This is a genomic window from Nonomuraea terrae (assembly GCF_044465245.1).
Taxonomy (GTDB): Bacteria; Actinomycetota; Actinomycetes; order Streptosporangiales; family Streptosporangiaceae; genus Nonomuraea; species Nonomuraea terrae.
This window is the reverse complement of the sequence record NZ_JBITLL010000001.1, coordinates 288,326-310,026: the sequence shown is the minus strand read 5'-3', so window position 1 is coordinate 310,026 and position 21,701 is coordinate 288,326. Positions and strand designations below refer to the sequence as shown.

The window sequence follows — 21,701 nt, the reverse complement described above, 5'->3', positions numbered from 1 at the left end:
CATCCTGGCCCATGCCCGGCCGGCGGGGTCAGAAGACCGACACGTGCACGTGGTCGTAATGGTTGGCGGTCGCGCCGCCGCGGTCGGACATCGGATCCCAGCCGCCGCCCGACCGGATGTCGTAGTAGCGCTGTTTCCAGATGATGTACATGACGCCGATCCTGGCGCCGTTCTCGATGAGCCAGGCGGCCAGCGCGTCGCCGGTCGCGGCGTCGTTCCCCGTGGCCATCCGGCCGCCGCTGGACATCATGAAGTCGCAGGCCCGGCCCTTGCCGTGTTCGCCCGGGTCGCCGGGGCGCAGGCAGCCGACGCCGTAGCGCATGGGGAAGTTCTGCATGATCTCGGCGCGTACGGCGACCATGCGCGGAGTCAGGCCCTCGGAGCCGCCGGGCTGCTGGAAGCCGTACTTGGCGAGCAGTCGCTCGATATCCTTGCGCTTGCTCTGCAGCTTCTTGATCTCCTGGCGCAGCTTCTCGATCTTCTCGTTGGCGTTGAGCTTCGCCTCTTTGGAGTCGTCGATCAGCTTCTGGATGTTCCTGACCCGCTGCGCGCGCTCCTCGGCCATGTAACTCATGTTGGCCGCCTGCCCCAGCACCTTGTAGGGGTCGGTGGCCGGGGCGATGATCTGCAGGCCGTCGAGGGGGCCGACCATGTAGGCGGTCTGCGCGATGCGGGCGACCTCGTCCTCGGCCGCCCTGAGCCTGGCCTCCAGATCGCCGGAGGTGTCGGTGGCCTTCTTGGCCTGGATCCTGATCTCCTCCAGGCTCTGGATCTGCCCGCGGTAGCGCTCGTTGAGCTGGGTCGCCTGTTTGGTGAGTTTGCGCAGCTCGGTGATGGTGGGGTCGGCTGCCGCCGGACGAGGGGACGACAGTCCGAGCAGCCCGGCGAGGACGGCGACAAGAACGGCGAAGCGCCCGATCCTCACACCCGTCCCCTCCCCTCATAGACGGACCGAAACTATAGAAGATGATCTTGATTTCTGTCACCCGAACCCGGGAAGTCCCGCACCTTTGGCGAAGTTTGCCCGACTTTGCGGGAGCCGCGGTCCCTTGCGCCTCCGGACAGAACATGGTTCGGTCGCCTTGACAGCAAGCATTCGGCCAGCAGGAGGCTCACGACATGCGCCAGCACGACAAGCTGTTCATCGAGGGCGAATGGGTGAACCCAGCGGGTACCGGCACGGTAGACGTCATCTCCCCCCACACCGAGGAAGTCGTCGGCCGCGTGCCTGACGGCACCGCCGAGGACATGGATCGCGCGGTCGCCGCCGCACGGGAGGCGTTCGACCACGGGCCGTGGCCGCGGATGACGTTCGCCGAGCGGGCCGAGGTGATCGCCCGCCTGGCCGCGATCTACAACGAACGCCAGAGCGAGATGGCGCAGCTCATCACCGAGGAGATGGGCTCGCCGATCACCTTCTCCAACCTCGCGCAGGCGCCCCAGCCGCTCGGCATGCTGCAGTTCTACGCCGAGCTCGGCAGGACGTTCGAGCAGGAGGAGCAGCGGCAGGGCGTGTTCGGCCCGATCACCGTGCGCCGGGAGCCGGTGGGCGTGGTGGCGGCCGTGGTGCCGTGGAACGTACCGCAGTTCGTGACCATGACGAAGGTGGCGCCCGCGCTGCTGGCCGGGTGCACGATCGTGCTCAAGCCGGCGCCGGAGACGCCGCTGGACGCGTACCTGCTGGCCGAGTGGGCGGCCGAGGCGGGCGTCCCGGCGGGCGTGTTCAACGTCGTGGTGGCCGGGCGCGAGGTCGGCGAGCACCTGGTCTCGCACCCCGGCGTGGACAAGGTGGCCTTCACCGGCTCGACGGCCGCCGGCCGGCGCATCGCGGCCATCTGCGGCGAGCAGCTCAAGCGGGTCAGCCTGGAGCTCGGCGGCAAGTCGGCCGCGATCGTCCTGGACGACGCCGACCTGGCCTCCAGCATGGGCTTCCTGGCCATGGCCTCCCTCATGAACAACGGTCAGGCGTGCGTCGCCCAGACCCGCATCCTCGCCTCCCGCAACCGCTACGACGAGGTCGTGGACGCGGTCGCCGGCATGGTCAACGCGCAGGCCGTCGGCGACCCCGCCGATCCGGCGACCGGCATCGGCCCGCTGGTGGCCAAGCGCCAGCAGGAGCGCGTGGAGGGCTACATCAAGATCGGCATGGACGAGGGCGCCAAGGTCGTCGTCGGCGGCCTCGACCGGCCGTACGACAAGGGCTGGTACGTCGCCCCCACCGTCTTCGCCGGCGTCTCCAACGACATGCGCATCGCCCGCGAGGAGATCTTCGGCCCGGTCCTGGCCGTCATCCCGTTCGAGGACGAGGCCGACGCGATCCGTATCGCCAACGACAGCGACTACGGCCTGGCCGGCACCGTCTGGACCGCCGACCCGGAGCACGGCATGGACGTCGCCCGCCAGGTCCGCACCGGAACGTACGGCGTCAACTGCTTCATGCTGGAGACCAACGCGCCCTTCGGCGGATACAAGGCCAGCGGCGTCGGCCGCGAGCTCGGCCCCGAAGGACTGAGCGCCTACCTGGAGTACAAGACCATCTCGCGGCTCGGTTAGCCTCCGCCGCTAGCCTCCGCCGCGTCGAGGGCCCCGGGCTACGGGGCCCTCGCGCGGCCGGACGCACCCAGCGCGCCCCCGCGACGCTGGATGCGGAACCCCGCGGCCGCCCGCGCCACCCCCCAAGAGCACGCTCGGCGACCGTCCGGCTACCAGAAGTATGTCCCAACGCCGCCGCAGGGGCGGTTTTCTTCCGGAGGGACTTTCTCCCGGCGGTTTCCTTCCTTACGTCCTAGATAGACGTGGATTACTCAGGAAAGGTTGGCGGAAATCCATTTGCCGATCCGGCCGATGAGTTCCGGGGTGGCGGCGGTCTCCGCGTGCCCGTATCCGGGCTCGACCCACAGCTCCTTGGGATCGCGCGCGCCCGCGTAGAGCTGCTCGGCGTGCTCCACCGGGAAGAACGTGTCGGCGTCCCCGTGGACGATCAGCAGCGGCGTCGGCGTGATCAGCGCGACGGCCTCATGGGGCGGCATCGGGATCGGGTCCCAGGGGCCCCGGGCGATCCTGGTGCGCTTGGCGATCCGCGCCGCCCACCGCCCGACCGGCCGCTCGATGACCCAGTGGACCTGCCGCATCGGCCGGGTGCCCCGGTAGTACCAGCGGGCCGGGCCGCTCACCGACACCACCGCGTCGACGCCGCCGCGCAGCCCGGCATGGCGTACGGCCACCGCCGCCCCCATCGAGAAGCCCACGATCGCGATCTTGGAGTAGCCCACCACGCGGGCGTGCCGGACCACGGCCTCGACGTCGAGGACCTCCAGGTCCCCGACCGTGGTCAGACCGCCGGAGCGGCCGTGGCCGCGGAAGTCGAAGGCGAGCACGCCGCCGTAACCGCTCAGCACGTGGACGATGCGGCGCGCGGTGCGGTCGCGCCAGGAGCCGGTGAAGCCGTGCGCCAGCACGATGCCCACGTCCGTACGGCGGGACGGGGTGTGCGCGGCGTCGATGCGGACCCCGTCCTCGGTGCGCAGCATGACGGGGAAATGGGACGCGAAGGGCATGAGAACGAGCTTAGGCTCGCTCCCCGCCGAGCTCAGACAGGGTGCGGGTGTGGCGCGCACAGGTCGTCGACGCCCATGACGACGCGGACGCGCGACTCGTCGGCCGCGTCGACGGCCGGCGGGACGTTGGAGATCATCACCCGCGCGCAGCTCCCCCGGACGAGCTCGCGCAGCGTGCCCGCGTCGAGGTCGGCGGGCAGCGACCAGATCACGCCGCCCGCGGCCATCACCGCCACGAACGCCACCAGCAGGTCGGGCCCAGCGGGCAGGCACACGAGCACGCCGTCGCCCTCCCGCACCCCCCTGCGCCGCAGCTGGACGGTCGCCATCGCGGACATCTCGTCCAGCTGCTCCTCGGTGAGCCTCAGGCCGGTCCCCGAGTCCACCATCACGATGCGCTCGTCCATACCGCCCAACGTTAGGGAGGGCATCTCCCGGACACATGGGGCGGAATATGCAGATCCCTATGCAGAAGCTCTCGGGGGCGCCTGATGGTGTTCCGACGCCCAGACCGCGATCTGCGCCCGCGAGGTGTAGCCGAGCTTCTCCATGATGTTGGCGATATGCCGCGCGACCGTCGCCGGGCTGATGACCAGCTCCTCGGCGATGGCCCGGTTGGACAGCCCCCGGGTGAGCAGCCCGGCGATCTCGTGCTCGCGCGCGGTCAGCAGCGACGGGCGTACGGAGCGGGCCGGCACGGGCACGCGCGCCGGCGCCCGCCGACCCTCCAGCACGTGGCGGGCGGCGTCGTCGGGGCTCATCGCCCGGCCGCGTGACCACAGCGCGGCGGTACGGCCCTCGCCGAGCTTGGTGCGGGCCCGGCCGAGCAGCTCCTCGATGCGGATCGTGGCGGAGTGCTGGCCGATCGACTCACGCAGCGCCGCCGCCGCGGCGGCCGTCAGCACCGCGCCCTCCAGGTCGCCTTCGTACTCGGCCAGCACCGACAGCCCGACCAGGCACCGGGCCACGCCCTGACGCTGGCCCGTCTCCCGGCCCAGCGCGAAACTGGCGGCGAGACGCTCGCGCGCGGCGGCGAACTCGTGCAGCATCGCTGCCACCCGGCCGATCCTGGCCAGGCAGCGCGCCAGGTCGAGGTCACCGCCGACCTCGCGCAGCCACGGCTCGGCCATCTCGTACTGGGCCTTGGCGGTCACCAGGTCGCCGCGGGCCTCGGCCACCGCGCCGAGCTGACCGGCCGTCCTGGCCATGATCCAGCGGTGGCCGTGCTCGCGCGCCCTGACCAGCGCCTCCTCGCCGTGGCGCTGCGCCTCGCGCAGGCGGCCGCGGGTCAGCGCCACCGCCGACAGCCCGGCCAGGCCCGCGGCCTGGTTCCAGGTGTCGCCGGCGCGCTCGGCGATCGCCAGGCCCTGCTCGGCGTGGCGCAGCGCGTCGTCGGCGCGGCCCATGCGCAGCAGCAGCACGACCATGAGGCTGTGCACGACGCAGCGCGGGAACAGGCTGCCGGGCGCCAGGCCGGCCAGCGCCTCCCGCGCCATCTCCAGCGCGCGGCCCAGCTCGTCGCGCGTCTCCAGCCCGTACGCCAGGCACGCCTTGGTGTAGGCGATCTCGTCCTCCGTCAGGCTCGACACGTCGAGCGCGAGCAGCCGCTCCAGCCAGCCGACGATCTCCGCCAGGTTGCCCCCGATGGGGTAGAGCCCCGTGCTGGCCCGGCACAGCCGCAGCCCCAGCCCCACGTCGCCGGACGCGGCGGCCCAGTCGAGCGCCGCCCGCTGGTCGGGCAGGAGTGTCCTGGTCGCGGTCAGCGCCTCCAGCCGGCGCGGCCACGGCACGCGCGGCTCGACCATCTCCGCCAGGAAATAGCGCTCCTGCAGCTCGCAGAGCACGTCCAGGTGACGCTGCCGCAGCGCCTCCTGCTCGCCGGCCTGCCGCAGGCGTCCGACGGCGAAGCACCTGATGGTCTCCAGCAGGCGGTAGCGGCTCTCGTCGCACAACACGAGCGACTTGTCGACCAGGCCGCCGAGCAGGTCGACGATCTCGCCCGCCGCGATGGGCGGCCCGGCGCAGACCCGCTCGGCCAGGTCGAGGTCGAAGTCACCGGCGAACACCGACAGCCGGCTCAGCAGCACCTGCTCCTTGTCCGCCAGCAGGTCGTAGCTCCACTCGACGGCGGCCAGCAGCGTGCGCTGCCGGGCCGGGGCCGTGCGCCCGCCGGTCGTGAGCAGCGAGAACCGGTCGTCGATGCGGTCGGCGATCTGCCCGGGGCTGAGCAGGCGCGTACGGGCCGCCGCCAGCTCCAGCGCCAGCGGCAGCCCGTCGAGCGCCCGGCACAGCCGTACGACGTCGGGCAGGCTCTCCGGGCCCAGCCGGGTGCCCGCCGCCGCCGCGCGGTCGAGGAAGAGCTGTACGGACTCGGCGTCGGCGGTCACCTTGTCAGGCAGGTCGAGCGGCGGCACCCGCCAGATCAGCTCGCTGGCGATGCGCAGCGGCTCTCTGCTGGTGGCCAGCACGCGCACCGGCGGGCACGCCGCGACCAGCGCCTCGACCACCTCGGCGCACCGGTCGACCAGATGCTCGCAGTTGTCGAGCAGCAGCAGGCAGCGCTGGTCGCGCAGCCGGCCGGCGACGGTGTCGAGCAGCGGCCGGCCGCTCTCCTCGCGTACGCCGAGCACCCGGGCGATCTCCTGGTCGACGAGCTCGGGGCGGCGCAGCCCGGCCAGCTCGACGAGCCACACCCCGTCGGGATGGGCGGCCGTCAGCCCGGCGGCGACCTGAAGGGCCAGCCGTGTCTTGCCGATGCCGCCGACACCACAGAGAGTGACCACGCGCGTCTCGGCGAACAGGCCGCGCAGATCATGCAAATCGCGCTCGCGGCCCACGAAACGGTTGGGATCGGCGGGAAGATTGTGCCGGGGGGAGTCTGGCATGTGGTCACCCTGCGTCGCGGAAGGATCACACTCTCCCACAGTGTCGCACTTTTCACAGGCCAAGCGAGCTGACGACCGCCCTTTCGTCGACGACGCGCAGAACGGGGTCGCCGAGCAGCCGCCTGGCCAGGTCGTACGGGGCCACCACGACGGTGGCCCGGCGCTCGGCGGCCAGCACGCGGCAGCCGATCAGGGTCGGCTCGTGGGGCACCACGACGTGGGCGCCGGCCGTCATCGCCAGGTCGATCACCCGCAGGCCGCGGAACGGCTCGCTGACCGCGTTGATCACGATGTCGTCCTTCCCGATGACCAGGCGGGTGGCGAGCCTGCGCAGGTCGGTCGCCAGCTCGTCGTTGTCGAGCAGCCGTTCGCCGTCGAGGGACAGGGCGGGCCCCGCGAGCGGCCCGAACTCGACCGTGCCGCCGGCCAGCAGCTCGGCGAACGGTGTGGCGCCCGGCGCGGGGCGCAGGGTGAAGACGTGCTCGACCTCGGCCGCCGGGGGGACCTCGTGCTGGGTGATCAGCATGCGGGCCGGACCGGACGGCGCGAGCACCGCGATCCCGCCGGCCCAGGCGACGGCGTGCACCGCCACGGGCAGCGCCGCGCCGAGCGGGAGGTCGACCAGAACCCGGTCGCCGTAGCGCAACCCGTGGGCGCGCAGCCCACCGGCCGCGCGGCCGACCCGTCTGGCGAACGCGGCGTACGACAGCACCTCGCCGGTCCGGACGTCGCTGACCGCCGGCTGGTCGCCCTGTATGGGTGCCGCCGCCATCACCAGCTCTGTCCAGGTCATGCCGACAATCTAAGGAGCCCCGCCCGGCTTGCCATGCGCACAATTGTGCAACCCGCTATGTAGGTGCGCGTAACCTGCGCGTACGCCCGCCGCCATGTCGTCCCGCTCCTTCCATCAGGGGGGATCAACTAGACTTATGCAGTCGCGACTTCGCGCGGCGAGCCCCACGACACAGAGCGAGACGTCATCATGCCTTTGAACAGCCGCGACGACCTGCGGAACATCGCGATCATCGCGCACGTCGACCATGGCAAGACCACGCTGGTCGACGCCATGCTCTGGCAGTCCGGGGCATTCCGCGCCAACCAGGATGTCGACGACCGCGTCATGGACTCCAACGATCTGGAGCGCGAGAAGGGCATCACCATTCTCGCGAAGAACACCGCCGTCCAGCACGGCGGCATGACCATCAACATCATCGACACGCCCGGCCACGCCGACTTCGGCGGAGAGGTCGAGCGCGGCCTTTCCATGGTCGACGGCGTCGTGCTGCTGGTCGACGCCTCCGAGGGCCCGCTGCCGCAGACCCGGTTCGTGCTGCGCAAGGCGCTGTCCGCCAAGATGCCGGTCATCCTGTGCATCAACAAGGTCGACCGCCCCGACGCCCGCATCAAGGAGGTCGTCGACGAGGTCTACGAGCTGTTCATGGACCTCGACGCCACCGAGGAGCAGATCGACTTCCCGATCGTCTACGCCTCGGCGAAGGCCGGCCGGGCCTCGATGAACCGCCCGGAAGACGGCGGCATGCCTGACTCGCCCGACCTGGAGCCGCTGTTCGACATCATCAAGTCGACCATCCCGGCGCCCACGTACGACCCGAGCGCGCCGCTGCAGGCCCACGTCACCAACCTCGACGCCTCCTCCTACCTCGGCCGCATCGCCCTGTGCCGCATCCACCAGGGTCGGCTGCGCAAGGGTCAGCAGGTGGCCTGGTGCCGCACCGACGGCACGATCCAGCGCGTCAAGATCACCGAGCTGCTCATGACCGAGGCGCTCGAGCGCAAGCCGGCCGAGGAGGCCGGCCCCGGCGACATCATCGCCATCGCCGGCATCCCCGACATCATGATCGGCGAGACGCTGGCCGACCCCGAGGACCCGCGCCCGCTGCCGCTGATCTCGGTCGACGAGCCCGCCATCTCGATGACCATCGGCACCAACACCTCGCCGCTGGTCGGCAAGGTCAAGGGCTCGAAGGTCACCGCCCGCATGGTGAAGGACCGCCTCGAGAAGGAGCTGGTCGGCAACGTCTCGCTGCGCGTGCTGCCCACCGACCGCCCCGACTCGTGGGAGGTGCAGGGCCGCGGCGAGCTGGCCCTGGCCATCCTGGTCGAGCAGATGCGCCGCGAGGGCTACGAGCTGACCGTCGGCAAGCCGCAGGTCGTCACCAAGGTCATCGACGGCAAGGTGCACGAGCCGGTCGAGCGCCTGACGGTCGACTGCCCGGAGGAATACCTCGGCGCGATCACCCAGCTCCTCGCCGTCCGCAAGGGCCGCATGGAGCACATGACCAACCACGGCACCGGCTGGATCCGCATGGAGTTCGTGGTGCCGGCGCGCGGTCTGATCGGCTTCCGCACCGAGTTCCTCACCGAGACCCGCGGCACCGGCCTGGTGCACCACGTGTTCGACTCGTACGAGCCGTGGTTCGGCGAGCTGCGCACCCGCAACAACGGCTCCCTGGTGGCCGACAGGTCCGGCCCGGTGACCGCGTTCGCGATGCTCAACCTGCAGGAGCGCGGAACGTTGTTCGTCTCCCCGACGACCGAGGTCTACGAGGGCATGATCGTCGGCGAGAACTCCCGCTCCGACGACATGGACGTCAACATCACCAAGGAGAAGAAGCTCACCAACATGCGCTCCTCCACCAGCGAGGAGACCGAGAAGGTGATCCCGCCGCGCAACCTGTCGCTGGAGCAGGCCCTCGAGTTCATCCGCGAGGACGAGTGCGTGGAGATCACGCCTGACGCGGTGCGCATCCGCAAGGTGGTCCTCGACGCCGCCATCCGCGGCCGCGCCGCCGCCCGCGCCAAGCGCGCGTAACGTCGCTCTCCCTCCGCCCGGCCTTCCCATCGGGAGGCCGGGCGGTCGTCTTTCAGCGAGCGCGGGTGTCTGTGGGAGCCCGCACACGCCTGTGGGCCGCACACGCCGGTGGGCCACGCACGCCGATAGGCCGCACACGCCGATAGGCCGCGCCCGCCGGTGGGCCACGCACGCCGGTGGGCCGTGGGTGCCGTCTGCCGGAGGCCCCGGCGCGGTTGTCCGCGGAGCGAAGGTGTCGTTCAGCGGCGGGGTAGTTCGCTGCCGCGCACGTGCGTGCACAGCCAGTCGACCAGCGGCTCGACGTCGCGCCACGTCCGCGCCACCCGGTCGCGCACCTCGGCCGTGTGCACCCACTCCGCAGGCTCGAAGCGCATCCCCGCGAACAGCGACCGGTGCCGCAGAAGCTCGATGTGCGGATGGTCCTCGCCGAACCCGCGCGGCCTCGTCTTCAGGCGTTCGCCGTACAGCGTGTAGCCGGCCGCCGTCAGCGCCCCCGTGATGGCGGCCAGCGGCTTGCCCGACAGGTCCTCGTCCACCGCCGCGCGGTAGCGGGCCACCTGGTCGGAGGCCTGCGTGTAGCAGCCGCCCGCCGCGAAGAGCCCCGCCGCGCTGATCTCGACGTAGAGCCCGATCCCGGGCATCCGTTCGACGAAGGCGCCTTGATGCGTCTTGTACGGCGACTTGTCCTTGGCGAACCGTACGTCACGGTACGGCCGGAACAGGTGGGCCTCCCCGAACTCCGGTCCGAGCTCCTCGGTGAGCGCCAGCATGGGAGCACGCACGGCCTGCTCGTAGAGGTGCTTGTGCGCACCGAAGTAAATCTTGGAATTGTCCGCCTCGAGGCCCTCGTAGAACAGGAACGCCTCGTCGGGGAAGCCGGTGAAACCCATGCCGACAAGGGTGCCACGCGCTCAGCGCGCCCCGTACGTACGCCCCGGCACCGGGCCGTTCCCGTACAGCTCCGAGACCGTGACGAAGGTGAAGCCCTTCGCGGCGAGCCGGTCGAGCACGGCCGGGACGGCCTCGACGGTGCTGCGGTGGATGTCGTGCATGAGGATGATCGAGCCGGGCCGCGCGTGCGCCGCCCGGGCGGCCACCTTCGCGGGCTCGTGGTCGCGCCAGTCGAACGTGTCGACGTTCCACAGGATCTGGGCCAGGCCCTCGCGGCGCGTCTCGGCGGCGACCCGCGCGTCCGTCGACCCGTACGGCGGCCGCATCACCCGCATCCGCACCCCGGTCAGCTGCCGTACGAGGTGTTCGGTGTGGGTGAGCTGGCGTTTGACCGCGCGCCGCGGCAGGCCGGTCAGGGACAGGTGGCTCCAGGAGTGGTTGCCGAGCTCGTGGCCGTCGGCGGCGATGCGGCGTACGGTCTCGCCGTGCCGGTCGGCGGCGACCATCTCGCCGACGACGAAGAACGTCGCCCGCACGGCGCGCTGCCTGAGCAGATCGAGCAGCCCCCCGGTGTGCCGGCTGGGTCCGTCGTCGAAGGTCAGGGCCACACACTTGAGCAGACCGCAGTCGACGTCACGGCCGGCCGGTACCGGTCGCCCAGCCGGAGCGCCCGTCGGCAGGCCCGCAGGAAGGGCGGCCGGAAGGATCGAGTGGCCGGGCTCGCGGCGCGGCGGCGCGTGGCTGACGCAGCCTGCCAGCGCGAGCAGGGCCACGGGCAGGGCCCATACACGCATGTTTCCCCCCGCAACGTGGCATGCGGGAGCCTGTTATGGATAGTCCTGGACCGGTGCCCCCCGCAGCTCCTTGGCCAGGTCGTCCCACCAGAGTGGGATATCGGCCTGGAGCTCCCTGTAGCGGCGCGCCACGCGCATGGCACATCCAGCCGGATCCGTACCCAGATGCCGACGTTTCACCGGGCCTTCCTGCCAACGGTAAAAACCATCTCTATAGTGCACGACCAGCCCTATCCACACGGAGATCGTGGCCCCGTCGCCCACCTCGTACGCGCTGGTGACGCCCAGACCGTGCAGCTCCGCCTCGAGTTTCTCCGTCGCCGCCCGCGCCTCACTCACCGCGACCGCCCGCGCGGGGACGCTCCGGATGGCCGGGGCGGACGAACCGCGAACCTCAACCTGACCTCCTGTCGGCGTAGCAACGGGGGGATATGTCCCACCTTCACTTCGGGCAGGGACGGATGTTAGGCGTTCTGGCCCGTACCCAGGGATGTACCCAGCTACGGGCGCCAGCCGTCCAGGACATGAGGTCATGATGAAACTCCGCCGGAGCTTCCGGGAGGCGTTCGACGTTATTGGTCCTGCGTCTCGCGCGGCTCGGCGACGACCATCACGAACCTGAGGTCGGCCGGGCCCGCGTTCGCGTAGCGGTGCGGCCGGTCGGCGGTGAACAGCACGGCGTCGCCCTGCCCGATCACGTGACTCCTGCCGTGCACGCTGAGCGTCAGCTCGCCGTCGAGCACGGTGAGCATCTCGCGGGTGCCGGGGGTGTGGGCGTCGCCGTCGTGGTGCTCGCCGGGGACCAGCCGCCACTCCCACAGCTCCATGATCACGGGCATGTCCGCGCCGACCAGCAGTTTCGCCTCCCCGCTTCCCTGGCGGAACGTCACCACGTCGGCTTTGTCGACCACGCGCACCATCGGCACGTCGGAGACCTCCACCAGCCGGGCCACGGTGACGCCGAGCGCGGAGGCGATGCGCGTGAGCGTCGAGACGCTCGGGTTGGTACGCCCCTGCTCGACCTGCACGAGCATGCCTCTGCTCACTCCCGACCGGGCGGCGAGCGCGTCGAGGGTGAGCCCGCGGTGCGCCCGCTGCGCGCGGACGTTGTTGGCGATGGCCTGCGTGATGAGCTCTGGGTCTTCCACAGAAGTGCAGTGTAGTGAATGCGTTTGGCAGTGTAGTGAACTCTATGTACTGTACTGCCAGTACAACACATTGAACTGGAGGCACACCGTTGACGATGCTCCTGGCGACGGCCTGTGCGATCGTGATGGGCGCGGGCGACTTCTTCGGCGGGCTGGCGACGAAGCGTTCGCAAGTGTTGTCCGTCGTCGTGGTCTCGCAGATCGCCGGGCTGGCGCTGGTGAGCTGTCTGCTGCCGCTGCTGCCCGGCGCGTTCGACGCCCGCGCGCTGACCTGGGGCGTGGCCGCCGGCCTGTCCGGGGCGGCCGGGCTGGTGCTGTTCTACCGGGCGCTGGCCACGGGGGTCATGTCGGTGGTGGCCCCGACGACCGCGGTGACCTCGGCCGCGCTGCCCGTGGTGTTCGGGCTGGCGACCGGCGACCGGCCGGGCCCGTGGGCGCTGGCGGGGGTGGCGCTGGCGCTGGGCTCGGTGCTCCTGGTCAGTCAGGACAGGTCGGGCTCCGGCCAGGTCAGCGCGTCGTCGATGCTGATCTCGCTGGCGGCCGGCGCCGGGTTCGGCGGGTTCTTCATCCTGCTGTCCATGGCGCCGCACGAGGCCGGCCTGTGGCCGCTGATGGGCGCCCGGCTGTCGTCGGTCTCGACGGTCGCCCTGCTCGCCGTGGTGACGCGGCGCACCCTGAGGCCCGGCCCGCGTTCGCTGCACGCCATCGTGGCGGCGGGCGTGCTCGACATGGTGGCCAACGTGCTCTACCTCCTGGCCCAGCAGGACGGCCTGCTCAGCCTCGTCGCCGTGCTGGTCTCGCTCTACCCGGCGAGCACGCTGCTGCTGGCCCGCCACGTGCTCGGGGAGCGGCTGCGGGGCGTGCAGGTCGCCGGGGTGGGCTGCGCGCTCGTCGCGGTGGCTCTCATAGCCGTTGCACAGTAACTTCGGCCTTGCTACGTTTCGCCCGTGCGCCCCGACCGGGCACGTGCAGACGGTGAGTCCTTCCAGCACGTCGCGGTGCCGTACGACTCCGACGCGTCCTTACTCGGCCTCGTCGTGCCGCGCGTACGGGCCGCGCTGGGCGAGGGCCGCCGTGTGCTGCTGATCACGACGAGGCTCCACCTGCTGGCCGAGGCCCTGGGGCCCGACGCCGATCGGGTCGAGACCCGCCGCCCCGCCTCCTGGTACGCCCACCCGTTCCGCATGCTGGCCGCCTGCCATGACTACACCCGCGGCCGCCGCACGTTCGTCGTCGGCGAGCCCGGCCGGCAGGGCAGGACCGAGCGCGAGACCGGGGAGCTCATCCGCTGCGAGTCCGTGCTCAACGCCGCCCTCCGCCCGGCCACGGCGACGCTGCTGTGCCTGTACGACCTCCGCGCCGTCCCCCGCGACGTCGCCGACTCCTGCCAGGTCAACCACCCGGTGCTGCTCGGCCCGGACGGCGAGGTCCCCAGCGCCCGCTACGTCGAGCCGTACGAGCTGGTCCTGCCCCACGACCGCGCCCCGCTCCCCCGCCCGCCCGGCGACGCCGTGACCATCGGCTTCGGCGGTCACGGGCTGAGGCGGGCGCGCCAGGCCGTCGCCGCCTACGCCAGGGCCGTGGGCATGGACCCCGACCGGGTCACCTCCCTGGTGATCAGCGTCTCGGAGATCGCCGCCAACAGCATCGAGCACGGCGCCGGCCACGGCGTGATCACCATGTGGCGCGCCGGCGGCGAGCTGGTGTGCGAGGTCACCGAGCCCGGCGGCGCGCTCGACGATCCCTTGGCCGGCTGCATACCACCAGAGCCCGCATCCCCTCGGGGATACGGGCTCTGGATCAGCAGACAGCTGTGCGACCTGGTGGAGTTGCGCTCCGGAGGCGGCGCGTTACGCGTCCGCCTCCATCTGTCTCTGGGGTCGTAGGGTCTACGCGGCGTTCTGGGCGGGAAGGCGTACGGCGCCTTCCTCACGGGCGTACTCCTCCAGCATGCCGCGCAGCTGACGGCGGCCACGGTGGAGTCGCGACATGACGGTCCCGATCGGGGTGCCCATGCGCTCGGCGATCTCCTTGTACGCGAACCCCTCCACGTCGGCCAGGTAGACCGCCACGCGGAAGTCCTCGGGAAGGGAGCGCAGGGCGTCCATCACGACGGTGTCGGGCAGCCGGTCGAGCGCCTCGGTCTCGGCCGACCGCAGGCCGGTCGAGGTGTGCGACTCGGCGGCGTGCAGCTGCCAGTCCTCGATGTCCTCGGCGGCCGACAGCTTCGGCGAACGCTGCTTCTTGCGGTAGTCGTTGATGAAGTTGTTGGTCAGGATGCGATGCAGCCACGCCTTGAGGTTGGTGCCCTCGCGGAACTGGTGGTACGACGTGTACGCCTTGGCCACGGTCTCCTGCACCAGGTCCTCCGCGTCGGCGGCGTTACGGGTCAGGCGCATGGCGGAAGCGAACAGCTGCGACGTCACGGGCACGACATCGCGCTCGAACCAGTCCTGACGCTGCTCATCGGTCATCGAGATCAATTCATTCCCCCTTGCGCTCTCCCCCGTATCGGCACAAGCCGCCTGATAGCGGTCCCATCATCGCAAGCCCTCAGTAAGGGGCGCGTTAGAGCGGTTCCGCACCAATCAGAAGGGGTTTCGGTCCAAGTGCTCGCGGCGTGCGTCGTCACGTCCACGGCCGGACAAGTCTCGCTATCATAACACTACCCACCCAAATTTGCATGAATAGTGGCTAGAGTCACATCGGATAGCGTATATGGACGAACTTCGTGGACCGGCGCGGCACGGGCCGCACGCCATCGGCCGGTGCCGGTCCCGCGAGCGGGCGAACCCGCCGCCGACCGCTGGTGTGACACTCATCCGCACGTCTTTTCGCCTGCCCAGGCACTGGGGAGTAAACCTCACCCTGGTAGACGCGCTGTTACCCACGGTCGGTTCACCACAACACCAACCAACCCCCATCTATTCCCCATGGGCCTGCGCGGCGGGGTCAGCCGGCGGACGGACTCGGGACTGATTCGAGGGCTCGCACCAGGGGCTCGAGCTGAGGGTCCTGGACGGCCTCACCCAAGGCTTCGCGCAGGGCGGCGTCGTGGGTGGGGCGGGCCTGACGCAGGAGGGTGAGCCCGGCGTCGGTGACGTCGGTGTAGATGCCGCGCCGGTCGGTGGGGCACAGATAGCGTGACAGCAGACCGCGGTTCTCCAGGCGGGTCACCAGGCGCGTGGTGGCGCTCTGGCTGAGCACCACCGCGTCGGCGACCTGCTTCATCTGCAGGTGCCCGCCCTCGCCGTCGCGCTGCCGGCTGAGGACGTCGAGCAGTGAGTACTCGCGCGCGCTCAGGCCGTGCCGGCTCTGCAGGGCGCGTTCGAGATGCGACTCGATCCTGCCGTGGAGCAGCGAGAGAGCGCACCAGCCCTCCGCCAGGGCGGTGAGCGAGGGATCGGTCGCGGTCACGACGGCCTCCTTCAGTCTCCATCAATCCTTGCACACGATGGCAGACTTCGCGGGAATTAGTGGGCGCTTGCAATAGCCAGCGTATGCAACTATTGTTTCCGCTTGCAATCTCCTGACGCAACCACTTGGACGGCTTTTCCATGCCTCTCGCCCTGCTCGCCCTGGCCATCGGGGCCTTCGGGATCGGCACCACCGAGTTCGTGATCATGGGGGTGCTGCCCCAGGTCGCCGCCGACTTCGGCGTCTCCATCCCCACCGCCGGCTGGCTGGTCACCGGTTACGCGCTCGGGGTGGTCCTCGGGGCACCGCTGCTGACGGTGCTCGGCACCAAGGTGTCCAGGAAAAAGATGCTGATGTTCCTGATGGCGCTGTTCGTGGCAGGCAACGCGCTTTCGGCCGTGGCTCCCGTATTCGGGGTGATGCTGATCGGCCGGGTCGTCGCCTCCCTCGCGCACGGCGCGTTCTTCGGGATCGGCTCCGTCGTCGCCGCCGGCCTGGTCGCCCCGCACAGGAGGGCCTCCGCCATCTCGCTGATGTTCACCGGACTGACGGTGGCGAACATCGTCGGCGTCCCCGGCGGCACCTACCTCGGGCAGGCCGCCGGCTGGCGGACCACCTTCGCCGCCGTGGCCGCGCTCGGCATCGTCGGCCTGCTCGGCGTGGCCAGGCTGGTCCCCGAGGTGGGCAAGCCGCAGGCCGCCGACGTGCGCACCGAGCTCGCGGCGTTCCGCAACGCCCAGGTGTGGCTGGCCATGGCGATGACCGTGCTCGGCTACGGCGGGGTCTTCGCCGCGATCACCTACATCACGCCGATGATGACCGAGGTGACCGGCTACGCCGAGGCCGCGGTCACCTGGCTGCTGGTGTTGTTCGGCATCGGCATGTTCCTCGGCAATCTCCTCGGCGGCAGGTTCGCCGACCGGGCCCTGATGCCGATGTTGTTCACCGCGCTGGGCACGCTGTCGCTGACGTTGCTGCTGTTCACCGCGACCGCCCACCACAAGGTCCTGGCCGCCGTCACGCTCACGCTGATCGGCGCCCTGGGGTTCGCCACCGTCCCGCCGCTGCAGAAATGGATCCTCGACCAGGCCTCCGCCGCTCCCACCCTGGCCTCGGCGGCCAACATCGGGGCCTTCAACCTCGGCAACGCGCTCGCGGCCTGGCTCGGCGGGCTCGTCATCTCCGCCGGACTCGGCTACACCGCCCCGAACTGGATCGGTGCGCTGCTCGCCGGCACCGCCCTGCTGCTGTCCTTCCTCGCCACCCACCTCGACCGCCGCACCCGCACCTCGGGCAAGGTCGTGACCGACGCAGGGCGACCCGCCCTCGAACACTGACCGCGCCGCACACCTCGGAAAGGAACGCACCATGACGTCCGTCCCCACGGTCACCCTCAACAACGGCGTGGAGATCCCGCAGCTCGGCTTCGGCGTCTTCCAGGTCCCCGACCAGGAGACCACCGCGGCCGTGACCGCCGCCCTGCGCGCCGGCTACCGCTCCATCGACACCGCGGCGATCTACGGCAACGAGGCGGGCGTCGGCAGGGCACTGGCCGACGCCGGTCTCCCCCGCGACGAGCTGTTCGTCACCACCAAGGTGTGGAACGCCGACCAGGGCTACGACTCCACCCTCAGGGCCTTCGACGCCTCCTCGGCCAAGCTGGGCCTCGACCACGTCGACCTGTATCTGATCCACTGGCCGGCCCCGGGCCGTGACCGCTACCTGGACACCTGGAGGGCCATCGAGCGACTGGTCGCCGACGGCCGCGTCCGCGCCGCCGGGGTCTCCAACTTCCAGCCCCCGCACCTGCGCCGCCTGCTGGACCACGGCTCGCTCGTCCCCGCCGTCAACCAGATCGAGCTGCACCCCGCCCTGCAGCAGGCCGAGCTACGCGCACTGCACGCGGAGCTCGGCATCGCCACCGAGGCGTGGAGCCCCCTGGCCCAAGGCGCGGTCCTGCGCGAGGACGCGATCGTGTCCATCGCCCGGCGGCACGGCAGGTCGTCCGCCCAGGTTCTCCTGCGGTGGCACGTGCAGCTGGGCAACATCGTGATCCCGAAGTCGGTCACTCCTGCCCGCATCCGGGAGAACATCGACGTCTTCGACTTCACCCTGTCGGACGACGAGATGGCCGCCGTCGCCGCCCTCGACCGCGGCCTGCGCACCGGCCCGGACCCCGACACCACGAACTGACGCCCGTCCCGCCCCGGGCGGGACGGGACCCGTCAGGAGACCGGCTTGGCGGGGTCCACCGCGAAGAGCTCGGCCAGGTCGTCGAGGATGGCGTGGGCGCCCTGGATGCCCACCGCGCTCATCCACGTCAGGTCGCTGACCTCGTGCTTGTCGCCCTTGAGCTTGCCCCACAACGGGTTGCCGACGAACTTCTCCTTGGGCTCGTCGGTCGCCGGGTCCGGGTAGCTCGCGACGAAGATGTGGTCGGCGTCCAGCTCGCCGATGCGCTCCTGGCTCACGTCCACCGCGATCGCGTCGTCCGCGGTGGGCTGATCCTCGGGGCGCGGGAAGCCGACGTCCTTCATGACGACGCCGGAGTAGGAGTTCTCCACGTACAGCCGGACGGTCGGCTCGCCCGCGAAGCGGACGATCGAGATCGTCGGCAGCTCGCCCTCCTTCTCCTTGATGGAGGCGCCGATCGCGGCGGCGCGCTGCTCGAACTCCTTGATCCGGGTGTCCGCGAGCTGCTCCTTGCCGAGGGCCTGGCCCATGAGGCGGAGGTTGTCCTTCCAGATGGCCCCGGTGGTCTCGCTGAACACGGTCGGCGCGATCTTGGAGAGCTGGTCGTAGAGCGCCTCGTGCCGTACCTTCGCCGAGACGATGAGGTCGGGCTTGAGCGAGATGATCTTCTCCAGGCTCGGTTCCTCCAGCGTGCCGACCGGGGTCGCGTCCTTGCCGTACGCCTCGGCGACCGCGCCGAGGTAGCCGGGCAGCTCGGTCTCGATCGAGCGGTACGTCGTGTAGCCCACCACCGGGGTCTCCAGGGTCAGCACCGCGTCCACGAAGCTCTGGTCGAGAGCCACCACCCGCTTGGGCTGCGCCGGGATGACCGTCTTGCCCATGGCGTGCTCGACGGTCCTGAACGGGGCCGCGCTCGAGGACGGCGGGGTCTCCGCCGGGTCCGGCGTGGAGCCGCAGGCGGCGAGCCCCACCAGGAGGAGAGCGCCGGCCAGCACCCGCAACGGTCTCATCAGATGCCTTTCGCAGAAGTAAGGCAACCCTAAATTAGGTTAGCCCTGCCTAAGCTGGCATACTCAGCGAGATCGGGCAAATGGGGAGGTGGACACGGGTGAGCGCTACGGCCGTCGCCCCGCGGCTTCATGGCATCCGCCATCGTCGGCTCACCGTGCTCGTTGCCCTGCTCGGCGCGCTGGCCGTGACCGTGGTGCTGAGCATCACGATCGGCTCCAAGTCCGTACCGGTCTCCGACGCCTGGCACGCGCTGACGGCAGCGACCGGCACCGAGAACGACCTCGTGATCCGCTCGCTGCGCGTCCCGAGGACCGTCTTAGGCGTGCTCGCCGGTCTCGCGCTCGGCGTGTCGGGCGCGCTCATGCAGGGCCACACCCGCAACCCGCTCGCCGACCCCGGCCTGCTCGGCGTCACGCAGGGGGCCGCGTTCGCGATGGTGGCCTCGATCATCCTGCTCGGCGTCGACAGCCTGCTCGTCTACATCTGGTTCGGCCTGGCGGGAGCGCTGGTGGCGAGCGTGGCCGTGTTCGCGCTCGGCATGGTCGGCGGCAGAGGCGGCCCGACGCCGGTCACGCTGGCCCTGGCCGGCACCGCCGTGAGCGCCTTCCTGGCCGCCCTGACCTCGGCCGTCGTCCTCCTGGACGAGCAGGCGATGGACGTCTTCCGCTTCTGGCAGGCCGGCTCGATCTCCGCCAGGGGCGCCGACGTGGTCTGGCAGGTGCTGCCGTTCATCCTGGCGGGGCTCGTGCTGGCGATGATCAACGCCCCCGGCCTGAACGCGCTGTCGCTCGGCGAGGACGTCGCCCGCAGCCTCGGCCAGAACATCGCCCTGACCCGCACCATCGGCGTCGCCGCCGTCACCCTGCTGTCGGGCGCGGCCGTCGCCGCCTGCGGCTCGCTCGCCTTCGTCGGGCTCATCGTGCCCCACCTCGCCCGACCGCTGTCGGGCACCGACCACCGGTGGCTGCTGCCGTACTCGGGGCTGATCGGCGCGGCGCTGCTGCTGTTCGCCGACGTGATCGGCCGCGTGGTGGCCCCGCCGGGCGAGCTGGAGGTCGGCGTGGTGCTCGCGCTGATCGGCGCCCCGTTCTTCGTCTTCCTGGTACGCCGCAGGAAGCCGGTGCGCCTGTGACCACGCTCACCACCCGCTCTCTGCGCGTCGGCCGCATGTCCTGGCAGATACGGCTGCGCAGCGTCACGGTCGCCCTGACCGGCCTCGTGCTGCTCGCCCTGCTGATGGCCCTGAGCATGCGCATCGGCGACATCGACATGTCGCTGGCCGAGGTCGTCGCCGGCACGTTCGACGTCAACAGCGCGGCCCACTTCGTCATCATGGAGCTGCGCCTGCCGCGCGCGCTCACCGGCGCCCTGGTCGGCGCGGCACTCGCGCTGTCGGGCGCGATCATCCAGTCGATCGCGCGCAATCCGCTGGCCAGCCCCGAGATCCTCGGCGTCACCACCGGCGCCTCGGTCGCCGTGGTGGCCGGTGTCGTGGCCAGCGGCAGCGTGAACAGCGGCGTCAGCGGCTTGCTGGCCACGCTCGGCATCCCGGCGCTGGCCCTGCTCGGCGGCCTGCTCGGCGCCGCGGTCGTCTACGGCCTGGCCTGGCGACGCGGCCTCGACGGCTACCGCCTGGTCCTGGTCGGCATCGGCGTGGCCGCGGTGTTCACGAACGTCAAGTTCTGGCTCCTGACGATCGGCGACGTGAACGACACCGGCCGCGCCATGGTCTGGATCAGCGGCTCGCTGAACGGCCGCGGCTGGGAGCACGTCACACCCACGGCGCTGGCCCTGGCCGTGCTGGTGCCGGTGACCCTGCTCGGCACACGTTCGCTCGACGCCCTGCGCTTCGGCGACGACACGGTCACCGCGCTCGGCGTGCGGATGAACCTGGCCCGCGCCCTGATGATCCTCGCGGCCGTGCTGCTGGCCGCCGTGGCCACCGCGTCGGCGGGGCCGATCGCGTTCGTGGCCCTGGCCGCACCGCAGATCGCGCTGCGCCTCGCGCGCTCCGGACAACCCCCGCTGCTGTGCTCGGCGGTCATCGGCGCCGTGCTCACCACGGGCGCCGACCTGATCGCGCGGACCGCGTTCTCGCCGATCGAGCTGCCCGTCGGTATCGTCACGGCCGTACTGGGCGCTCCGTACCTGATCCACCTCATCTGGAGGTCGCGAAAGTGAGACTGCAGGCCGCCGGCGTCAAGCTGGGGTATGGCGACCGCCTCATCGTGGACGGCCTCGACCTCGGCATCGAGGCGGGCACCGTGACCACGATCATCGGCCCGAACGGCTGCGGCAAGTCCACTTTGCTGCGCGCCCTCGGCCGGCTGCTCAAACCGCAGGGCGGCGAGGTGCTGCTGGACGGCAAGCGCATCGACAAGACCCCCACCCGCGAGGTGGCCAAGGTCCTCGGCATGCTGCCGCAGGCGCCCACGGCGCCCGAGGGGCTGACCGTGGCCGACCTGGTGGCGCGGGGCCGGCACCCGCACCAGACGTGGTACCGCCAGTGGTCCTCCGACGACGAGGGCGCGGTCGCCGCGGCGCTCGACATGACCGGCCTCGCCGACCTCGCCGAGCGGCCCCTCGACGAGCTGTCGGGCGGGCAGCGGCAGCGGGCGTGGATCTCCATGGCCCTGGCCCAGGGCACCGACCTGCTGCTGCTCGACGAGCCGACGACGTTCCTCGACCTGGCGCACCAGGTGGAGGTGCTTGAGCTCGTACGCCACCTGCACCAGGAGGCCGGGCGCACGGTCGTCATGGTCCTGCACGACCTCAACCTGGCCGCCCGCTACGCCGACCGGCTGGTCGCCATGCGCGCCGGCAAGGTCGTCTCCTCCGGCACCCCGCACGAGGTGCTGACCGAGGACCTGTTGCGGGAGGTCTTCGAGCTGGACGCCAAGGTCATCGCCGACCCGGTGGCCGGCACGCCCCTGGTCATCCCGATCGCCCCTCTGTCGGCACGGGGCTGACCC

The 21,701-nt window shown here is 71.0% G+C and carries 20 protein-coding genes; 9 read left to right on the top strand and 11 right to left on the bottom strand.

Annotation, left to right across the window (positions count from 1 at the left end; all coding sequences use genetic code 11):
* Positions 1-28 precede the first annotated feature (28 nt).
* Positions 29-925: a coiled-coil domain-containing protein gene (locus ACIBP6_RS01450; protein ID WP_397047648.1), complete on the bottom strand. Its 897-nt coding sequence runs from the start codon at positions 923-925 to the stop codon at positions 29-31.
* A 194-nt stretch (positions 926-1,119) separates the two neighbouring features.
* Here ACIBP6_RS01450 and ACIBP6_RS01445 point away from each other — a divergent pair, with 194 nt between their 5' ends.
* Complete coding sequence (locus tag ACIBP6_RS01445; protein ID WP_397047646.1) at positions 1,120-2,553, top strand: aldehyde dehydrogenase; 1,434 nt, start codon at positions 1,120-1,122, stop codon at positions 2,551-2,553.
* A gap of 251 nt (positions 2,554-2,804) precedes the next feature.
* On the opposite strand, the gene ACIBP6_RS01440 is transcribed toward ACIBP6_RS01445, so the two are convergent.
* The 4 genes from ACIBP6_RS01440 to ACIBP6_RS01425 are packed head-to-tail and all read right to left on the bottom strand — an operon-like array spanning position 2,805 to position 7,235.
* Positions 2,805-3,557, bottom strand: coding sequence for an alpha/beta hydrolase (locus ACIBP6_RS01440; protein ID WP_397047644.1), 753 nt, complete (start codon positions 3,555-3,557; stop codon positions 2,805-2,807).
* Positions 3,558-3,589: 32 nt separating this feature from the next.
* The gene (locus ACIBP6_RS01435; RefSeq protein ID WP_132616375.1) at positions 3,590-3,964 is read right to left on the bottom strand and encodes an AMP-binding protein; all 375 of its coding nucleotides are present in this window, start codon (positions 3,962-3,964) and stop codon (positions 3,590-3,592) included.
* A 57-nt stretch (positions 3,965-4,021) separates the two neighbouring features.
* Positions 4,022-6,442, bottom strand: coding sequence for a LuxR C-terminal-related transcriptional regulator (locus ACIBP6_RS01430; RefSeq protein WP_397047642.1), 2,421 nt, complete (start codon positions 6,440-6,442; stop codon positions 4,022-4,024).
* A 52-nt stretch (positions 6,443-6,494) separates the two neighbouring features.
* Positions 6,495-7,235: an AMP-binding protein gene (locus tag ACIBP6_RS01425; RefSeq protein ID WP_397047640.1), complete on the bottom strand. Its 741-nt coding sequence runs from the start codon at positions 7,233-7,235 to the stop codon at positions 6,495-6,497.
* A 189-nt stretch (positions 7,236-7,424) separates the two neighbouring features.
* On the opposite strand from ACIBP6_RS01425, the gene typA reads away from it, so the two are divergent.
* Positions 7,425-9,275 (top strand): translational GTPase TypA, encoded by a 1,851-nt coding sequence (gene typA / locus ACIBP6_RS01420; protein ID WP_132616381.1) that lies wholly within the window; start codon positions 7,425-7,427, stop codon positions 9,273-9,275.
* A 239-nt stretch (positions 9,276-9,514) separates the two neighbouring features.
* On the opposite strand, the gene ACIBP6_RS01415 is transcribed toward typA, so the two are convergent.
* The 3 genes from ACIBP6_RS01415 to ACIBP6_RS01405 form a co-directional block, all read right to left on the bottom strand.
* Positions 9,515-10,165, bottom strand: a complete 651-nt coding sequence (locus ACIBP6_RS01415) for a DUF2461 domain-containing protein (RefSeq protein WP_397047638.1) — start codon at positions 10,163-10,165, stop codon at positions 9,515-9,517.
* Positions 10,166-10,186: 21 nt separating this feature from the next.
* The gene (locus ACIBP6_RS01410; RefSeq protein WP_397047636.1) at positions 10,187-10,960 is read right to left on the bottom strand and encodes a polysaccharide deacetylase family protein; all 774 of its coding nucleotides are present in this window, start codon (positions 10,958-10,960) and stop codon (positions 10,187-10,189) included.
* A 572-nt stretch (positions 10,961-11,532) separates the two neighbouring features.
* The gene (locus ACIBP6_RS01405) at positions 11,533-12,108 is read right to left on the bottom strand and encodes a helix-turn-helix domain-containing protein (protein ID WP_397047634.1); all 576 of its coding nucleotides are present in this window, start codon (positions 12,106-12,108) and stop codon (positions 11,533-11,535) included.
* 95 nt (positions 12,109-12,203) lie between these two features.
* On the opposite strand from ACIBP6_RS01405, the gene ACIBP6_RS01400 reads away from it, so the two are divergent.
* Together ACIBP6_RS01400 and ACIBP6_RS01395 are read left to right on the top strand one after the other, a co-directional pair.
* Positions 12,204-13,031 carry an EamA family transporter gene (locus ACIBP6_RS01400; protein WP_397049262.1) on the top strand — a complete coding sequence of 276 codons (828 nt, stop codon included), beginning with the start codon at positions 12,204-12,206 and terminating at the stop codon, positions 13,029-13,031.
* A 24-nt stretch (positions 13,032-13,055) separates the two neighbouring features.
* Positions 13,056-13,994 carry an anti-sigma factor RsbA family regulatory protein gene (locus tag ACIBP6_RS01395; RefSeq protein WP_397047632.1) on the top strand — a complete coding sequence of 313 codons (939 nt, stop codon included), beginning with the start codon at positions 13,056-13,058 and terminating at the stop codon, positions 13,992-13,994.
* Positions 13,995-13,997: 3 nt separating this feature from the next.
* Here the strand turns inward: ACIBP6_RS01395 and ACIBP6_RS01390 are convergent, their stop codons facing one another.
* Both ACIBP6_RS01390 and ACIBP6_RS01385 read right to left on the bottom strand, forming a co-directional pair.
* Positions 13,998-14,582: a sigma-70 family RNA polymerase sigma factor gene (locus ACIBP6_RS01390; RefSeq protein ID WP_397047631.1), complete on the bottom strand. Its 585-nt coding sequence runs from the start codon at positions 14,580-14,582 to the stop codon at positions 13,998-14,000.
* Between the two features lie 478 nt (positions 14,583-15,060).
* A complete protein-coding gene (locus ACIBP6_RS01385) occupies positions 15,061-15,525 on the bottom strand; it encodes a MarR family winged helix-turn-helix transcriptional regulator (RefSeq protein WP_397047629.1) in 465 nt (154 codons plus the stop codon).
* A 140-nt stretch (positions 15,526-15,665) separates the two neighbouring features.
* Between ACIBP6_RS01385 and ACIBP6_RS01380 the strand changes: the two genes are divergently transcribed.
* Positions 15,666-16,862 carry an MFS transporter gene (locus ACIBP6_RS01380; protein WP_397047627.1) on the top strand — a complete coding sequence of 399 codons (1,197 nt, stop codon included), beginning with the start codon at positions 15,666-15,668 and terminating at the stop codon, positions 16,860-16,862.
* A 31-nt stretch (positions 16,863-16,893) separates the two neighbouring features.
* A complete protein-coding gene (locus tag ACIBP6_RS01375; RefSeq protein WP_397047625.1) occupies positions 16,894-17,718 on the top strand; it encodes an aldo/keto reductase in 825 nt (274 codons plus the stop codon).
* A 32-nt stretch (positions 17,719-17,750) separates the two neighbouring features.
* Here ACIBP6_RS01375 and ACIBP6_RS01370 read toward each other — a convergent pair whose 3' ends face one another.
* Positions 17,751-18,728, bottom strand: coding sequence for an ABC transporter substrate-binding protein (locus ACIBP6_RS01370; RefSeq protein ID WP_397047623.1), 978 nt, complete (start codon positions 18,726-18,728; stop codon positions 17,751-17,753).
* 98 nt (positions 18,729-18,826) lie between these two features.
* Here ACIBP6_RS01370 and ACIBP6_RS01365 point away from each other — a divergent pair, with 98 nt between their 5' ends.
* From ACIBP6_RS01365 to ACIBP6_RS01355, 3 genes are read left to right on the top strand one after another with little or no spacing between them, the layout of a single operon-like run.
* Positions 18,827-19,861, top strand: a complete 1,035-nt coding sequence (locus ACIBP6_RS01365) for a FecCD family ABC transporter permease (RefSeq protein WP_397047621.1) — start codon at positions 18,827-18,829, stop codon at positions 19,859-19,861.
* The gene (locus ACIBP6_RS01360) at positions 19,858-20,910 is read left to right on the top strand and encodes a FecCD family ABC transporter permease (protein ID WP_397047619.1); all 1,053 of its coding nucleotides are present in this window, start codon (positions 19,858-19,860) and stop codon (positions 20,908-20,910) included. Before ACIBP6_RS01365 ends, ACIBP6_RS01360 begins: the two co-directional genes overlap by 4 nt.
* Positions 20,907-21,698, top strand: coding sequence for an ABC transporter ATP-binding protein (locus ACIBP6_RS01355; RefSeq protein WP_397047617.1), 792 nt, complete (start codon positions 20,907-20,909; stop codon positions 21,696-21,698). The genes ACIBP6_RS01360 and ACIBP6_RS01355 overlap by 4 nt, the downstream gene beginning before the upstream one ends.
* Positions 21,699-21,701 lie beyond the last annotated feature (3 nt).

Bases quoted from the DNA above. Each gene is read 5' to 3' on its own strand.
- ACIBP6_RS01375 (WP_397047625.1), top strand. From the start codon at position 16,894: ATGACGTCCGTCCCCACGGTCACCCTCAACAACGGCGTGGAGATCCCG.
- ACIBP6_RS01435 (WP_132616375.1), bottom strand. From the start codon at position 3,964: ATGGACGAGCGCATCGTGATGGTGGACTCGGGGACCGGCCTGAGGCTC.
- ACIBP6_RS01370 (WP_397047623.1), bottom strand. From the start codon at position 18,728: ATGAGACCGTTGCGGGTGCTGGCCGGCGCTCTCCTCCTGGTGGGGCTC.
- ACIBP6_RS01425 (WP_397047640.1), bottom strand. From the start codon at position 7,235: ATGACCTGGACAGAGCTGGTGATGGCGGCGGCACCCATACAGGGCGAC.
- typA (WP_132616381.1), top strand. From the start codon at position 7,425: ATGCCTTTGAACAGCCGCGACGACCTGCGGAACATCGCGATCATCGCG.
- ACIBP6_RS01445 (WP_397047646.1), top strand. From the start codon at position 1,120: ATGCGCCAGCACGACAAGCTGTTCATCGAGGGCGAATGGGTGAACCCA.
- ACIBP6_RS01380 (WP_397047627.1), top strand. From the start codon at position 15,666: ATGCCTCTCGCCCTGCTCGCCCTGGCCATCGGGGCCTTCGGGATCGGC.
- ACIBP6_RS01415 (WP_397047638.1), bottom strand. From the start codon at position 10,165: ATGGGTTTCACCGGCTTCCCCGACGAGGCGTTCCTGTTCTACGAGGGC.
- ACIBP6_RS01430 (WP_397047642.1), bottom strand. From the start codon at position 6,442: ATGCCAGACTCCCCCCGGCACAATCTTCCCGCCGATCCCAACCGTTTC.
- ACIBP6_RS01400 (WP_397049262.1), top strand. From the start codon at position 12,204: ATGCTCCTGGCGACGGCCTGTGCGATCGTGATGGGCGCGGGCGACTTC.
- ACIBP6_RS01440 (WP_397047644.1), bottom strand. From the start codon at position 3,557: ATGCCCTTCGCGTCCCATTTCCCCGTCATGCTGCGCACCGAGGACGGG.
- ACIBP6_RS01410 (WP_397047636.1), bottom strand. From the start codon at position 10,960: ATGCGTGTATGGGCCCTGCCCGTGGCCCTGCTCGCGCTGGCAGGCTGC.
- ACIBP6_RS01390 (WP_397047631.1), bottom strand. From the start codon at position 14,582: ATGACCGATGAGCAGCGTCAGGACTGGTTCGAGCGCGATGTCGTGCCC.